Here is a 14583-nt window from a genome sequence, read left to right on the forward strand (position 1 = left end):
GTGCCGGTTGGGGAGAGAAACGGGCAAACGCTAGGTTCGCCACCGCATGACGGCACGGACGCTCGACGGGGAACTGGTCGCCTCGCTCATCAAGGAACAGCTCGCGGCGCGCATCGCGGTGCTCGCCGAGCGAGGCATCCGGCCGGGGCTGGGCACCATCCTCGTGGGTGACGATCCACCCTCGGCCAACTACGTGGCCATGAAGCACCGCGATTCCCAGGCGCTCGGCATGGCCTCCTTCGAGGTGCACCTCGGTGCCGACGCCACCCACGACGAAGTGCTCACCGCGGTGCGCCAGTTCAACGCCAATCCCGAGGTCGACGCGTACATCGTCCAGTATCCGTTCCCCCCGCACCTCGACTACGAGGCCATCCTGCTGGAGGTCGACCCCGCCAAGGACGCCGACGGCCTGCACCCGGTCAACCTCGGCAAGCTGGTGCAGGGCATCGACGCCCCGCTGGCGTGCACCCCGGCGGGCATCCAGCGGCTGCTCGAGCACTACGAGATCCCGATCGCCGGGCGCCACGTGGTGATCGTGGGCCGGGGGCTTACGATCGGCCGGCCGCTGGCCAACCTGCTCTCCCTCAAGCGACCAAACGCCAACGCGGCGGTGACCGTGGTGCACACCGGCATCGCCGACCTCGCCGCGTACACCCGCCAGGCCGACATCCTCGTCGCCGCCGCCGGCTCACCGGGGCTCATCACCGCGGAGATGGTCAAGCCCGGTGCGGTCATCGTCGCCGCTGGAGTGAGCTTCGAGGGGCGCAAGCTGCTCTCCGACGTCGCCGACGAGGTGGCGGAGGTCGCCGGGTGGTTGTCACCCCGCATCGGTGGAGTCGGCCCCATGACCCGGGCCATGCTCATGTCGAACACCGTGGATGCCGCCGAGCGGCGAGCCGGTCGCTAGCGTCCCGCCGATGCCCGAGTCCTTCGCCGCTGCCACCGCGGTCACCCCGTCGCCTGGCGTGCCGGGCCGGTTCGATGTCCACATCCCTCCCAGCTGGTCGACACCGGGCGGGGTGCACGGCGGCATGCTCGTGGCCGCCGGTCTCCGCGCTGCTCGGGAGGCCACCGACCGGCCGGAGTTGGCGATGCGCCTGGCGCACGCGGTGTTCCTCGCCCCGCCGAGCAACGACCTGTTCTTCGACGTGGTCTCGTTGCGGCAGGGCAAGCGCAGCGCGCACGTGCGCGTCACCGGCACCTGCGGGCAGCAGGACCACGCCGCCATCGACCTGACCGTCGTGTTCACCGCGGATGGGGAGTCCCCGGCCTGGCTGGATGCTCGGCATCCCGACGTGCCGTCGCCTGAGCAGCTGCCGAGCGAGAGCGGCTTCGGTGTGCCCGCCCACGGCGGCCCGATCCCCCCACCGCCGCTGTTCGACCACCTCGACGTCCGCTCGGTGATCGGCATGGTGCCGTGGGCCGAGGGCTGGACGCCCGACCAGCCGGCGCGCCACGTCCGCTGGAACCGCTATCTCGAGACTCCTCGGTGCCCGGACGGTTCCATCGACCCCCTGGGGCTGCTGCCCTTCGCGGACCTGCCGGGCCCGGCGGTGTGGGTGAAGGGCCGCCCCGGGGAGATGCCGATGTTCTTCCTCTCCCTCGACCTGTCGATCAGCTTCCTCGAGCCGGTCCCTGAGGAATGGGTGCTCACCGACATCCGGGCCAGGTGGGTGGGATCGGGTCATGTCTACGCGGAGACCGACCTGTGGTCGGGTGGCCGGCTGGTCGCCACCTCGACCCAGACGATGCTTCGTCGCATCGTCCCCTGACCACCTAGCCTCTCGTTCGTGACGTACATCCGGGACCTGCTGGCGGCCGGCCGCACCTTCTCGTTCGAGTTCTTCCCCCCGAAGACCGACGAAGCCGCCCGGGAGCTGGAAAAGACGCTCCGCGAGCTCGAGCCCCTGCATCCGTCCTTCGTCTCGGTCACCTACGGCGCGGGTGGATCGACCCGCGATCGCACCCGCGACATCGTCGTGCACATCGAACGTGACACGACGATGACCGCGATGGCGCATCTCACGTGCATCGCGCACACCCGCGAGCAGCTCTCGCAGATCATCTCGGAGTACCAGCAGGCGGGGGTCCGCAATCTGCTGGCGCTGGCCGGCGACCCACCGGCGGACGTGGACGACTACCCCCATGACCTGCGCTACGCCTACGAGCTCGTCGAGCTGATCAGGGAGCACGACGACTTCTCCATCGGGGTGGCGGCGCACCCCGAGCTGCATCCCCGCTCGCCGGACCGGGAGAGCGATCGCCGGCACCTGGCCGAGAAGCTGGCCCTGGCCGACTTCGCCATCACCCAGTTCTTCTTCGAGCCGGAACCGTACCTGCGCATGATCGACGAGCTCGATGCCCTGGGATGCTCGAAGCCGGTGATCCCCGGGGTGATCCCGGTGACGAACGTGAAGCAGGTGGAGCGTTTCGCCCAGCTCGCCGGGGCAGAGTTCCCCCGGCATCTCGCAGCTCGCTTCGAAGCCGTCGCCGACGATCCGGCCGCGGTGCGGGCTATCGGGGTGGAGATCGCCACTGACCTGTGCCAGCGGCTGCTGGCGGAGGGTGTGCCGGGCGTGCACTTCTACACACTGAACCGCTCCCGCGCCACCCGCGAGATCTACGCCAACCTGGGCCTCGGCGCAGGAAGTGGCGAGCAGCCCTGACCGGCCCCGGTCGGCAAGGGGTTGGCCGGAGAGCTGACCCGGCCGGGCGCCCACACTTGTCTTGAACTTGTCTTGCCCCGTCGGCGCTGCCGCCGGTAGCCTCGGCTCATGGCCGACAAGATCACCCAGAACGCCGACGGTTCGCTCAACGTCTCCGACCACCCGATCATCCCCTTCATCGAAGGTGATGGCACGGGCGTGGACATCTGGCCCGCCGCCCAGGCCGTCTTCGACGCGGCGGCGGCCAAGCACGGGCGCCGCATCGAGTGGAAGGAGGTGCTGGCGGGCGAGAAGGCCTTCAACGAGACGGGTGACTGGTTGCCGCAGGAGACGGTGGAGGTTTTCCAGGAGTACCTCATCGGCATCAAGGGCCCGCTGACCACACCGGTGGGCGAGGGCTTCCGCAGCCTCAACGTGGCCCTGCGCCAGATCCTCGACCTCTACGTTTGCCTGCGGCCGGTGCGCTGGTTCCAGGGTGTGCCCTCGCCGGTCAAGCGTCCCGACCTGGTGGACATGGTGATCTTCCGGGAGAACACCGAGGACATCTACGCCGGCCTGGAGGTGAAGGCAGGCACGCCCGAGGCCGCCAAGCTCATCGACCTGCTCCACGACGCCTTCGGGTGGACCATCAAGCCCGACTCGGGGGTGGGCATCAAGCCGGTGTCCGAGAGCGGGTCGAAGCGCCTGATCCGGGCGGCGATCCAGTACGCGGTCGACCGGGGTCGCAAGAGCGTGACCCTGGTGCACAAGGGCAACATCATGAAGTTCACCGAGGGCGCCTTCCGCAACTGGGGCTACGAGCTCACCCGCGAGGAGTTCGCGGACGTGGCCGTGGGCTGGGACGACTGCGGGGGCAACCCCGGCGATCGCATCCTGGTGAAAGACGCCATCGCGGACATCACCCTCCAGCAGGTGCTGACCCGACCGGACGAGTTCGACGTCATCGCCACCATGAACCTCAACGGCGACTACCTCTCCGATGCACTGGCCGCACAGGTCGGCGGCATCGGCATCGCGCCCGGCGGCAACATCAACTACGTCACCGGCCACGGCATCTTCGAGGCCACACACGGCACCGCCCCCAAGTACGCGGGCCAGGACAAGGTCAACCCCGGTTCGGTGATCCTCTCCGGGGTGATGATGTTCGAGCACCTCGGTTGGGGCGATGCCGCAGCTGACATCGTGGCCGCCATGGAGCAGACCATCTCCGAGAAGATCGTCACCTACGACTTCGCCCGCCTCATGGAGGGTGCCACCGAGGTCAAGACCAGCGAGTTCGCGGCCGCGATCGTCGATCGTCTCTGAGCGGCGACGCGCCGCCGGCCTGCCCGTCGCCGGCGTGGCCGGTCAGCCGGTCAGCCAGGTCTGGGTCAGGCGGGTGACCATCGAGAAGCTCCCCGGGCCGCCCATGGGCCAGGAGGCCTGCCCGTCGGGGAGCGGGCCGTTGGTGATGCCCCGCACGCTGGTCGACGCCCCGATCACGGGTTGCGAGTAGTCGAGCCAGACGTAGGGGATGTCCTCGGCGAAGCGTCGCTGCACCTCGTCGTACGCGGCCTTCCGCTCGTCGACGTCCTGGGTGGAGCGAGCCCGGGTCAGTGCGGCGTCGGTGGCCGGGTCCTCGTGGCGGGGGAAGTTCAGGCTGATCGAGCCCACCGGCGCGGAGGTCTCCGAGAGCCACCAGACCTGCTCGTAGTCCGGGTCGGGGGAGCCGAACTGGGCCCACAGGATGGCCTGGTAGTTCCCGAGCACGCCGTCGAGGATGTAGGTGGAGGCCTCCACCTGCTTGATGTCGACCCGCATGCCCACCTGCTCCCAGGCGGCCTTGAGGAACTCGCCCTGTTGCCTGGCGGTGGAGGTCGCCCCGACCGAGAGCGTGAACGAGAGCGGTTGGCCGGTGGCTTCCTGGTAGGCGGCGACCTCAGCCCGGGCGCTCTCGAGGTCGAAGGCTGGGAGCCGGATGTCGCTGTACCACCTCGAGCCAGGCCGGAACAGCGTGTAGGCGGGCTGGGTCACCCCCTCGGCGATCACGTCGACCCAGGATCGGGCGTCGGTGGCGGTGGCGATGGCCCGGCGGGCGTGGAGGTTGTCGAACGGCGGCGCGGCGAGGTTCAACATCACGAAGCTCACCTCGGTCTGGCCGTGCTGCTCGACGAGCTGGATCCGCCCCTGGCCGGCCAGGTCCCGGAGCCGCTTGACCGAGGTGGCGGCGCTGGTCCAGGTCATGTCGACGTCGCCGGTCTCCAGGGCGTTGACTCGTTGCGAGTCGTCGGTGATGGGCCGGAAGACGATCCGGTCCAGATAGGGGAGCGGCTGCCCGGCCTCGTCGCGGCGCCAGTAGTCCGGGTTGCGCTCCACCACCAGCTCTTTGTCCGGGGTCCACGACACGAACCGGAACGGGCCGGTGCCGATCGGGTGGCGGCTCGAGTCGGGGTCGTCGAGCTGGGCGGGGGCGGGCACCGCGCCGGCTTGCCCGGTGAGCACCACCGGGAACGACGACCACGGCTCGCGCATGGTGACCACGACGGTCAGCGGGTCGGGGGCGGACACCCCGCTCACGGGCGCGATGGCGTTACGGGTCAACGGTGACTGCTGGTGCCCTTCGATGGCCCGGATCACGGCGCCGGCGTCGAGGGGCTGGCCGTTGTGGAACCGCACGCCGGGACGCAACCGGATCGTCCACTCGGTGAAGTCCGCGTTGGGGACGAACGCCTCGGCGAGGTAGGGCACGGCCATGCCCTCCGCGTCGTAGGCGGCCAGGGGATCGAAGATCGTGAGACCCACCTCGGTGCCGTCGCCCGCCCAGCGGTTGACGGTGGGGTTCCAGCCGTCCGACTCGCTGGCCAGCGCGTAGCGCAAGGTCCCCCCCGAGCGCGGTGGTCCCTCGCTGGGCAGTGTGACGTCGGCTCCCGCCCCGGCGGCGGCGGCGGTCGTGCCGTCGGTCGAGCCGCCGCCACAGGCCGCGACTCCCAGCAGCAGTGCCAGCACGAGCGCGGCCGGTACCGCGCGGCGGGCCCTCCGATCCGTCCCCATGGTTCCCCCTCGGTTCCGGTGAGCAGGAGCATCATCGCACCTGCCGGGGCCCTCCGCCGGTCGCGACGCGGGAGCGGGGCGCGGATCGGGTCGAGATGCCAGACTGCGGACGCTGCCGGACGAGGAGGTTCGTGAGGGCATGGTGATGGGGAACCGCCCTGAGGTGCGCACCGCTCCTGCCCCCATCGCGCTGGTGGACGTGGTGGGCCTGGCGCAACAGTCGATCAACGCCTTGGCCCGGGTGCCCTTCCGCCGCCCCTGGCAGGGTGTGGGCACTCTCATGGGCAACCTCGGGGCGTCGGTCACCCGGGAGGTGGTCCGGACCTTCATGGGCTACTCGTCGTCGTTGCCCATCGATGAGTTCCGCTCGATCGAGCTGCTGCTCGACTCGTTGTGCGGGCTGGTCATGCCCCCGGTGGTCAGCGCCTTGGACGTCGACACCGAGGAGGCGAGCGTCGGTGGCGTGCCCGGGATCTGGTACCGGCCCCGCGCCGGGCGGCCGCCGGCCACCATCCTCTATCTCCACGGTGGCGGCTACATCGGCACGTCGCCTCGGATGTACGCGGCCTTCACCGCCACCTTGGCCCGGGAGACGGGATGCGAGGTCTTCGTGGCCGACTACCGGCTGGCACCCGAGTTCCCGTTCCCGGCGGACGTGGAGGACGCGCTGCGCGTGCTCGAGGCGTTGGTCGCGGACGGCATCGAACCGGATCGCATCTTTCTGGCCGGCGATTCGGGCGGCGGAGGCGTGGCCAGCACGGCCATGCTCACACTGGTGCGGTCGGCGACCGGGCAGGTTCCTGGCGGGATGATCCTGTTCTCGCCGGAGGTGGACCTGAAGCTCGACGAGCCCTCGGTCACGGAGAACGCGCCGTTCGACGTCCTGCCGTGGAACATCCCGACCTCGGCCTACCTGCACGGCTTCGATGCCAGCAGCGAGTTCGTCTCACCGGTCAACGCGAACCTGCGCGGCTACCCACCCACCTTCGTCGCCTGGGGCGACGAGGAGATGTTCCGGGACCCGATCCGCCGGTTCGTGGAACGTCTGGCGGAGGCCGGAGTCGATCACGTGGCGATGGAAGAACGGGGGATGTTCCACGTGTTCCCGATCCTCATGCCCTGGGCCGACCAGAGCCGCCGGGTCTATCGGGCGGTCCGGGACTTCGTGCACCAGCGCTTGCCGGGCGTGGTGTCGACGACGCCGCCGGTGGGGCCACTGCGGTCTCCCGCACGCTGAGCGCCGGCGCCGAGCGCTTCCTCGACTCCCGGGGATCCCGCAGTGGCCCGCTGCCGATTACCTAGCTTCTTGACCAACATAGTGGGAAATGTCTAGTGTGCGAGACCATGCACGAGCTGGTGTTCGTCGCCCTGGCAGGATTCGCGGCGTCGTTCGTCGACGGCGCGCTCGGCATGGGCTTCGGCCCGACGTCGTCGACCATCCTGCTCGGTGCGGGGTTGAGCCCCGCCACCACCTCGACCACGGTGAACCTGGCCAAGGTGGCGACGGGCGTGGCCGCGGCGGTCTCCCACTGGCGGTTCCGCAACATCGACCACCGCCTGGTGATCCGGCTGGCGGTCGCCGGATCGCTGGGCGCGGTGATCGGGGTGACGGTGCTCGCCAACATCGACGGCAAGACCCTCCGGCCGATCCTGGCCGCGATGCTGGTGGTGGTGGGGCTGCGGATCCTGTTGCGCTTCAGCCGCCCGCTGCCGGACGCCGACACCCCGCGGGAGGGTGTCGACGACTACGCCCACGACCCCCCGAGCATGCCGGCGTTCGACCAGCGCGGGACCGGGCTCGTCGCCGCCGCGGGTGGGGTGACCAATGGGCTGGTCGGCGCCTGGGGGCCGGTGGTCACGCCGTTCCTGCTGCACCGGGGTCTACGGCCCCGCTTCGCCGTGGGCTCGGTGAACACCGCGGAGGTCGCGGTGGCAGCGGTCTCGGCCGGCTCCCTGCTCGGCGCGCTGGGAGGTGGAGGTCTCGATCCCGGCGTGATCCTGGCCATGCTCGGGGGTGGCGTCGTCGCCGCCCCCGTGGCCGCCCTTGCCATCCGCTTCGTCCCGGCGAGGGCGATGGGCCTGGCGGTGGGAGCGGTCCTGCTCCTCACCAACACCCGCGAGCTCGCCGACTGGGCTCACCTCTCCACCGGGCGATGGGTCGCCTACTTCCTCGTCCCGGTGCTGGTGGCGATCGCCGCTCTGGCCCCTCGCTGGTGGCCGGGGCGCGCCGCCGAGCCCACGTCCTGAGCGCGAGGTATCGGGCGGCCACGCCGCCACGTCTCACGGCGCCGGCCCGGGGTTGTTGATGGCGACACCCCGTCGATATGTTGGCGACACCACGTCGACAACAAGGAGGTGTGCAGGTGTTCCTCGCACTGCGAGACCTGCGGGTGGCCAGGGGACGGTTCGTGCTGATCGGCTCGGTCATCTCGCTGGTGGCGCTCCTGTCGACCCTGCTGTCGGGACTGGCCACCGGCCTGGTCGACGACGGGATCTCCGGCTTACGAGCCCTGCCGATCTCACACCTGGCGTTCCAGCGCGGGGCTGAGAGCTCCTTCAGCCGCTCGGTGCTGGGCCCCGACGCCCTGGCGGCCTTCGAAGACGTTCCCGATCTCCGGGCCACGCCGATCGGGGTGTCGTTCGTGAACGCCTCGTCGAGCTCGGGCACCAGCGTGGACCTGGCCCTCTTCGGGGTGGACCCCCACGGCTTCCTCGCCGAGGAATCCGCCGGGGCCGCCGAGGCCGACCCGAAGGCCTCACCGCTCGACGGGGGGCTGGTGCTGAGCGAGGAGCTGCAGGGCAAGGTGGCCCTCGGTGACAGGCTCGAGATCCTCGGTACCGACCGGTCGCTGCCGGTGGTGGGTTTCACCTTCGGCGGAACCTACGGCCACGTGCCCATCGCCTACACCGGCCTGGCCACCTGGCAGAGCCTCGTCTACGGGCAGGATCCACGAGGGCGGTTCTCCGCCATCGCCCTCCAGGCCGACCGGCCGTTCGACGCTGCGTCCCTCGACGCCACCGCCGGCACCGACACGGTCACCAAGACCCAAGCCTTCAACGGTTCGCCCGGCTACAGCGCGGAGACCGCGACCATGACCCTGATCCGGGGGTTCCTCCTGGTGATCTCCGCGTTGGTGGTGGGCGCGTTCTTCACTGTGTGGACCGTCCAGCGGACCCGCCAGATCGGCCTGCTGAAGGCCATGGGAGCCTCCAACGGGTACGTCGCGCGCGACGCCCTGGGGCAGCTCGCAGTGGTGCTGGCAGCCTCGATCGCGGTGGGCACGGCGGTGGGCCTCGGTCTCGGCAGCCTGGTGAGCGAGGACGTGCCGTTCAGCCTGGCGGCCGGCTCGGTCGGCGCGTCGTCCCTCGCTCTCGCGGTGGCGGGTATGGCAGGCAGCCTGGTGGCGTTGCGGCGGCTCACCCGCATCGACCCGGCCATCTCCCTCTCGGTGGAGGCGTGACGATGGAAACCAGCGCTCTGCAGCTGTCCGGTGTGGGCGTCGACGTGCGCGATGGCGACGAGACCCTCACGATCCTCGACGGGGTCGACCTGAGCCTGGAGCGTGGCCAGCTGGTGGTGATCACCGGCCGGTCAGGTTCGGGGAAGTCGACCCTGCTCTCGGTGGCCGGCCTGTTGCGCCGCCCGTCGCGCGGTGAGGTGATCGTCGCCGGGCAACCCACCAGCGCGCTCGGGGTCCGCCAGCGGACCCGCCTGCGACGGGACCACGTGGCCTTCGTGCACCAGAGCGCGCAGCTGTTCCCCTCCCTGCGAGCGGTCGAGCAGCTCGAGCTGGTGGCGCACATCCACGGTCGGCTCGACCGGGCCGCCCGCCGCCGGGCCCGGGACCTGCTCGGGGAGCTCGGCCTGGGCGATCGCCTGCACCACCTCCCCTCGCACCTGTCGGGTGGCGAGCGCCAGCGGGTGGCCATCGGGCGGGCCCTGATGGGCCAGCCCTCGGTGGTGCTGGCCGACGAGCCGACCGCAGCGCTCGACCCCGAGCGCTCCCGACAGATCATGGAGGCGCTCGCACAGGAGACTCGCCAGCGGAAGGTGGCCACCCTGGTGGTGATCCACGACCCCGCCCAGCTCGACCTCGCCGACCGGCGCCTGGAGCTGCGCGATCACCGGCTGCACGACGTGACCGTCGAGACGGGGTGATCGGTGCCGCGCATCACCGGACCCAGCATCGCTGCCCACGTGGCACACCAGGAGGAGGCGGTGGTGCGGGCCGCGACCGAGCTGTTCGCCGAGCGGGGATTCGCCGCGGTGACCATGGCCGAAATCGCCGAGCGGGTCGGGCTGGCTCGCAGCTCGCTGTACCGGTACTTCCCCGACAAGGACCACATCCTGCTGGCGTGGTTGCGGCGCGAGAACGCCGCCCTCGTGGAGCGCAGCGCGGCGATCGCCCGCTCCGAGGGGCCGCCCACACTGCGTCTGCGGCGTTGGCTGCGACTCCAGCTCGACTACCTGCTGGAGCCCGATCACCAGCTCTTCACCCGGATCGCGGTGAACCTCGGTGACCTCCGGCCGGAGGTGTTCGAGGCGGTGGTGGCCGAGCACCGGCGGCTGTACGCCACGGTGGAGCCGATCGTGGCCGAAGCGCTCCGCGCTCGCGGCCGGGGGCGAGCCCGGCGGGATCCCGCGCTCGTGTCCTCGTTCGTCGTGGGGCTCCTGCGGGCCGCCGGGGACGCCCTCGGGCGGGGGACGCCGGTCAGGCAGGTGCGGGCAGAGCTCGAGCGCGCCGCGGTGGCGGTGGTGGAGGCGTGAGTCGATCGGATCGCGGAGGCTGACCGGAGCGCTCCCGCCGTCCGGTCTCACCAGCTCGCCAGGGCCAGGTGAGTGATCGCACGAGCAGGCGGCTGGCGGCGGGCAGCTCCCGCCGCCAGCGGTCGTCCAGCCGCACCTGTATGCCTTGGCGCCCACCCGGCACGCCCGGTGCGGGGTTGTGGAAGAACACCGGGCAGTCGGGGGACGCCGTGTCCGGGAAGTCCGAGCCGGCCAGCGCGAGCTGATCCAGCACGGGGGCGAGGGCCGTCTCGGGGTCCGCGCAGAACGCCTCGTAGCTCACCGGCACGTAGCGGGGACCGATCGCGTCGCCGATGCGGGCCACCGTGGTGTGCTGGGCCAGCCAGGCCAGCGCCACCCGGGCGTCCGTGCCGGGACCGGCCTTGCCGCGCCGGCGCACCGAGTTGACCACGCCCCGGGGGTCGCGCACGACGTGCACCACGAGCGTGTCGATCGTCCCCGCGAGCGAGGTCAACACCGCGTCGGTGGGGTTCTTCGACACGTCCACGACCAACCGGGCGTCGTTGGCCCGCGCCAGCACCTGGACGCGGCTCTCCAGGCGGCGGAGGTAGCGAGCTTCGGCGTCGGTGGGTTCGTCGCCGGCGTCGAGCCGGCGGAGCACCGCCCGGGCTCGTCGCCAGCTCCGGTCGGAGGGAGCGACCTGGCGTTGGAGGGCGAACAGGCGATCCAGCTCGGCCGGAGCGAGATCGGTGGCGTCGGCCCACACCGGACAGGCGCGGGTGCGATCACCGCACGCGCAGCGCAGGTCGGGATCGCGGCGCAGCGACCGCCACAGGGAGGTGAGCTCCCCGCCGTAGAGGGCGCCGGGCAGTGCGCCGATCACCCGTCCCACGATGTGCGTGCCCCCTCGCGGGGTGCCGATGACGTGGACCAGGGTCGGCGTCCGTGCGGCCATGGGCGCACCATCGCAGGCGAAGCTGACATCCGGCCCTCCACCGGTCTACGGGAGAGCGAACCTTCGGTGGCGTTCCGGTGCGCGTGATCGCTCGTCCGGGTGAACCTCGGGGCGTACCAGTCGGGGGACGGCGGGGATACCGGTGGCGATCAGTGGCCGTCGCCGAGGTGGTCGCGAATGTCGATGATGCCCCTCCGGCGGGGATCTTGTCCGTTGACGCCCGCTCCGCCAGCGCACCCTGAGCGCCCCCGGCAGGATTCGAACCTGCGACACACGGTTTAGGAAACCGTTGCTCTATCCCCTGAGCTACGAGGGCGGGACTTCCGCGCCAAGCTCCGCGTGAAGCTCCGCGCATCCAACCGGGGTTGCAGGCTACTGCCCTTCCCTTCACGGTCCTGGCGACCAGGCCCACGAACGGTGACCATAAACAAACTAGGTAACAGCCTTTAGTTTGGTTATATTGTAGAAATGGGGTTGGTGGAGCGGATCGCCCAGGTGGAGGCCGACCTGCTCACCCAGCGAGCCCGGGTGAGCGAAGAGGTGGCGCGGCTGCGGGGGCTCGAAGCCGAGCTCAAGGCGTTGCGCGCCGGGCTCGGTGGCGACGCCGGTCTCACGGACATGAGCCGAACCGACGCCATTCTGACGGTCCTCCGACAGGCGTCCGGGACCATGTCCCCGACCGAACTCCTGCATGCCCTTCAGGCCTCCGGGCGGGCCGAGGACCTGCGCAGCGTGACCGCCACGCTCGACTACCTGCTCAAGGCAGATCGGGTGCGGCGACCCGAGCGCGGGCACTACCTGGCGACGTGAACACCTCAGCCCTCTTCCGAGAGCTTCGAGGAGGCCCCCGGGCGTGCGGAGCGAATTCCCACAGCCGGTCGAACTCGACGAGTCGAACGCGGCTCCACCGCCCCAGCAGCCCACGAAACCGCCGACTACCGTCAGAACGTCACCGACGACCAGACCCTGACCCAATATCCATAGTGGAGTCCCCTCGCTGACCGGCCACGTTGGTCGCGCGGCTTTGTCGGCCTAGGGCTGACGGTACTGGTGCTCCCAGTCGATCGGCGGGATGTAGCCGAGGGTCGAGTGAGGTCGGTACGAGTTGTAGCGGCTGATCCAGGCGACGATCGCCAGTCGGGCGGTAGTCCGGGCGGGGAAGCTGTAGAGCGGTGTACGAGCTCTCTCGAGCGACGACCAGGCTTTCTCGGCTACCGAGTTGTCCGGTACACGCCGGTGCGGCCGACCGACTGGGGGGCCATGCCGAGCTCGTCGATGAGCTCAGGGTAGTCCCGGACAGGTACTGCGTAGCTCGGCGAGTTCGGCCTTCTCTCAGATGGTCCACCCGGCCCGCACACCCCGGTTGACGCGTTCCTGGCGGACCCGGTTGCCCAGCGTGCCGTCACCGACCCAGAGCTGACGGGTGACATCGACGATCCTTTGGCCCTCATCGAACGCCATCGTCACCGCGTCACGCTTGAGCCCATCGGTGAAGCTACGCCGCGTCCTCGCGGGCTGTTGCTGCATCGTTGACATCCCAACCTCCTACTCGAGGTGGCCGGTCAGTGGGGGCCCCAGCTGTCGTTGGAGGGCCGCATGGTAGTCACGGTCGAGTCGACGCTCGAGGCCCTGGTGTGTGTGTCTGACCTGTGGTGAGCGGGCGTGGGCGAAGGACCGTCCGGCGGTTGAGCTCGTCGACCTGACCTGCTTCGGCTGGCCGGTAACCCTACGGTGGCGCAAGCACCGGTTCTGGTGCCCGAGGTCGTGGTGCCGGCAAGAGTCCTGGACCGATGAGGACCCACGGATCGCCCGCCTCGCTTGTTGGTGACTGATCGGGCCCGGGGGTGGGCGACCTTGCAGGTCGGCCGTCACGGTCGGGCCGTGTCCAATGTCGCCGGTGCACTCAGAGCGAACCGGCATGCGGTCGGCGACGCGGTGGCTTACGGCCAGGGACTCCTTGCGCGCAGAGCCGAGATCCCGACAGCTGCGTCAGGGCAACCCGACTGGCGCCGCGCGCGAAGGCGACAGCCGGCTCGTTCATCACGTCTCCAGCGCGACCAGAGGCCAACTGCCGCGAGCCGCCAGAGCGAATCCCGGGGTCAGGGGCTAGGGATGGTTCAGCGAGGCGGCTCGGCGTCGAGCCCGCTACCACCCGCTGTGTGACGTCTCTGGCAGCATGGAGTCCGCTCACCCGGTCCCGTAGTCCCGGGTCCGAACCTAGCTGCGGCGGATCTCACTAGTGGAGCGCCCGGAGGTGGCATGGACATCTTCGATCTTCGGCAGCGGGTGGTCGACGACTACTCGAAGTTCATCAAAGGGTTCTTGAAGATCCGTGACCCTCGGATCGACCAGTTCGTCACCCAGGAGCTCGACCGAGGCCTGCTGTGGCCCGAGCCGTGGATCTCGCTGAACCCGAGCTTCGACGGCGGCGTCACGGTCACCGACCTCGTCTCCGAGGGCGTCCTGCGGCCCGATTGCGAACGGATCTTCCGCATCAAGTCCCCCGAGGATCCCGTGGGACGGACCCTGGCCCTTCACCGCCATCAACGTGACGCGCTCGACGCAGCCCAGAGCGGTGACAACTACGTGCTCACAACTGGGACGGGCTCAGGCAAGAGCTTGGCGTACATCCTGCCGATCGTCGACGAAGTCCTGCGGATGAAGGCGGCCGGTGCCGGAGCGAACCAGATCAAGGCGATCATCGTGTACCCGATGAATGCCCTGGCGAACAGCCAGGACAACGAGCTGAAGAAGTTCCTCACGCTCGGGTTCGGCGCCGGCAACGAACTCGTGACCTTCCGGCGCTACACCGGTCAGGAGGACGAGGAACAGCGGCAAGAGGTCCTCGCGAACCCACCTGACATCTTGCTCACGAACTACGTCATGGCCGAGCTGATCCTGACGCGAGTCCACGAGCAGGGCCTCATCCAAGCGGCGCGGGGGCTTCGCTTCTTGGTGCTCGACGAGCTCCACACCTACCGCGGCCGGCAAGGCGCCGACGTGGCGTTCCTGATCCGCCGGATCAAGGAGGCCTGCAAGGCTCACGACCTCCAGGTGATCGGTACCTCGGCAACCCTGGCGTCGGGGAACTCGTTCGCCGAGCAACAGCGCGAGATTGCCGATGTCGCCAGCTGACGTGGACCCCTTCGGCGTTGTCGGTTCAGGTCGTTCGGGTTTGTAGGGTC

At 70.0% G+C, this 14583-nt stretch carries 14 protein-coding genes, 1 tRNA gene and 1 pseudogene; 11 read left to right on the plus strand and 5 right to left on the minus strand.

What is annotated here, in order from left to right:
• Nucleotides 1–46: 46 nt before the first annotated feature.
• From V7004_RS11990 to icd, 4 genes are all read left to right on the plus strand, one after another.
• A complete protein-coding gene (locus tag V7004_RS11990) occupies nt 47–907 on the plus strand; it encodes a bifunctional 5,10-methylenetetrahydrofolate dehydrogenase/5,10-methenyltetrahydrofolate cyclohydrolase (RefSeq protein WP_334144226.1) in 861 nt (286 codons plus the stop codon).
• A 10-nt stretch (nt 908–917) separates the two neighbouring features.
• Nucleotides 918–1772, plus strand: a complete 855-nt coding sequence (locus V7004_RS11995; protein ID WP_334144228.1) for an acyl-CoA thioesterase — start codon at nt 918–920, stop codon at nt 1770–1772.
• 27 nt (nt 1773–1799) lie between these two features.
• Nucleotides 1800–2666 carry a methylenetetrahydrofolate reductase [NAD(P)H] gene (gene metF / locus V7004_RS12000; RefSeq protein WP_442968056.1) on the plus strand — a complete coding sequence of 289 codons (867 nt, stop codon included), beginning with the start codon at nt 1800–1802 and terminating at the stop codon, nt 2664–2666.
• 108 nt (nt 2667–2774) lie between these two features.
• Nucleotides 2775–3971, plus strand: a complete 1197-nt coding sequence (gene icd, locus V7004_RS12005; protein WP_334144233.1) for an NADP-dependent isocitrate dehydrogenase — start codon at nt 2775–2777, stop codon at nt 3969–3971.
• 42 nt (nt 3972–4013) lie between these two features.
• Here the strand turns inward: icd and V7004_RS12010 are convergent, their stop codons facing one another.
• Nucleotides 4014–5696 (minus strand): ABC transporter substrate-binding protein, encoded by a 1683-nt coding sequence (locus tag V7004_RS12010; RefSeq protein ID WP_334144234.1) that lies wholly within the window; start codon nt 5694–5696, stop codon nt 4014–4016.
• A gap of 139 nt (nt 5697–5835) precedes the next feature.
• On the opposite strand from V7004_RS12010, the gene V7004_RS12015 reads away from it, so the two are divergent.
• The 5 genes from V7004_RS12015 to V7004_RS12035 all read left to right on the plus strand — a co-directional run bounded on the left by V7004_RS12015 (nt 5836) and on the right by V7004_RS12035 (nt 10464).
• Entirely contained in the window at nt 5836–6933 is a 1098-nt protein-coding gene (locus V7004_RS12015; RefSeq protein WP_442968055.1) for an alpha/beta hydrolase, read from the plus strand.
• Nucleotides 6934–7040: 107 nt separating this feature from the next.
• The gene (locus V7004_RS12020; protein ID WP_334144237.1) at nt 7041–7943 is read left to right on the plus strand and encodes a sulfite exporter TauE/SafE family protein; all 903 of its coding nucleotides are present in this window, start codon (nt 7041–7043) and stop codon (nt 7941–7943) included.
• A gap of 116 nt (nt 7944–8059) precedes the next feature.
• Entirely contained in the window at nt 8060–9157 is a 1098-nt protein-coding gene (locus V7004_RS12025; RefSeq protein ID WP_334144238.1) for an ABC transporter permease, read from the plus strand.
• Nucleotides 9158–9159: 2 nt separating this feature from the next.
• Entirely contained in the window at nt 9160–9855 is a 696-nt protein-coding gene (locus V7004_RS12030) for an ABC transporter ATP-binding protein (RefSeq protein WP_334144239.1), read from the plus strand.
• Between the two features lie 39 nt (nt 9856–9894).
• Nucleotides 9895–10464, plus strand: a complete 570-nt coding sequence (locus V7004_RS12035; protein ID WP_334144240.1) for a TetR/AcrR family transcriptional regulator — start codon at nt 9895–9897, stop codon at nt 10462–10464.
• Here V7004_RS12035 and V7004_RS12040 read toward each other — a convergent pair.
• Both V7004_RS12040 and V7004_RS12045 read right to left on the minus strand, forming a co-directional pair.
• Nucleotides 10409–11398: a sulfotransferase gene (locus V7004_RS12040; protein ID WP_334144241.1), complete on the minus strand. Its 990-nt coding sequence runs from the start codon at nt 11396–11398 to the stop codon at nt 10409–10411. The two genes, V7004_RS12035 and V7004_RS12040, sit on opposite strands and share 56 nt — an antisense overlap.
• Before the next feature lie 243 nt (nt 11399–11641).
• Nucleotides 11642–11714: transfer RNA gene (locus V7004_RS12045), tRNA-Arg, on the minus strand.
• 152 nt (nt 11715–11866) lie between these two features.
• Between V7004_RS12045 and V7004_RS12050 the strand changes: the two genes are divergently transcribed.
• Nucleotides 11867–12208 (plus strand): hypothetical protein, encoded by a 342-nt coding sequence (locus V7004_RS12050; RefSeq protein WP_334144243.1) that lies wholly within the window; start codon nt 11867–11869, stop codon nt 12206–12208.
• A 222-nt stretch (nt 12209–12430) separates the two neighbouring features.
• On the opposite strand, the pseudogene V7004_RS15855 reads toward V7004_RS12050, so the two are convergent.
• Both V7004_RS15855 and V7004_RS12055 read right to left on the minus strand, forming a co-directional pair.
• Nucleotides 12431–12610 (minus strand): annotated as a pseudogene (locus tag V7004_RS15855) (integrase core domain-containing protein); the annotation flags it as partial.
• A gap of 120 nt (nt 12611–12730) precedes the next feature.
• Nucleotides 12731–12934, minus strand: a complete 204-nt coding sequence (locus V7004_RS12055; RefSeq protein WP_334144244.1) for a hypothetical protein — start codon at nt 12932–12934, stop codon at nt 12731–12733.
• A gap of 723 nt (nt 12935–13657) precedes the next feature.
• Here V7004_RS12055 and V7004_RS12060 point away from each other — a divergent pair.
• Nucleotides 13658–14533 carry a DEAD/DEAH box helicase gene (locus tag V7004_RS12060; RefSeq protein ID WP_334144246.1) on the plus strand — a complete coding sequence of 292 codons (876 nt, stop codon included), beginning with the start codon at nt 13658–13660 and terminating at the stop codon, nt 14531–14533.
• Nucleotides 14534–14583 lie beyond the last annotated feature (50 nt).

This window comes from Rhabdothermincola sp. (assembly GCF_036846205.1).
Lineage (GTDB): Bacteria > Actinomycetota > Acidimicrobiia > Acidimicrobiales > Acidimicrobilacustridaceae > Rhabdothermincola.

Bases quoted from the DNA above. Each gene is read 5' to 3' on its own strand.
- V7004_RS11995 (WP_334144228.1), top strand. From the start codon at position 918: ATGCCCGAGTCCTTCGCCGCTGCCACCGCGGTCACCCCGTCGCCTGGC.
- icd (WP_334144233.1), top strand. From the start codon at position 2,775: ATGGCCGACAAGATCACCCAGAACGCCGACGGTTCGCTCAACGTCTCC.
- V7004_RS11990 (WP_334144226.1), top strand. From the start codon at position 47: ATGACGGCACGGACGCTCGACGGGGAACTGGTCGCCTCGCTCATCAAG.
- V7004_RS12020 (WP_334144237.1), top strand. From the start codon at position 7,041: ATGCACGAGCTGGTGTTCGTCGCCCTGGCAGGATTCGCGGCGTCGTTC.
- V7004_RS12030 (WP_334144239.1), top strand. From the start codon at position 9,160: ATGGAAACCAGCGCTCTGCAGCTGTCCGGTGTGGGCGTCGACGTGCGC.
- V7004_RS12010 (WP_334144234.1), bottom strand. From the start codon at position 5,696: ATGGGGACGGATCGGAGGGCCCGCCGCGCGGTACCGGCCGCGCTCGTG.
- V7004_RS12055 (WP_334144244.1), bottom strand. From the start codon at position 12,934: ATGTCAACGATGCAGCAACAGCCCGCGAGGACGCGGCGTAGCTTCACC.
- V7004_RS12040 (WP_334144241.1), bottom strand. From the start codon at position 11,398: ATGGCCGCACGGACGCCGACCCTGGTCCACGTCATCGGCACCCCGCGA.
- V7004_RS12050 (WP_334144243.1), top strand. From the start codon at position 11,867: ATGGGGTTGGTGGAGCGGATCGCCCAGGTGGAGGCCGACCTGCTCACC.
- V7004_RS12060 (WP_334144246.1), top strand. From the start codon at position 13,658: ATGGACATCTTCGATCTTCGGCAGCGGGTGGTCGACGACTACTCGAAG.
- V7004_RS12015 (WP_442968055.1), top strand. From the start codon at position 5,836: ATGGTGATGGGGAACCGCCCTGAGGTGCGCACCGCTCCTGCCCCCATC.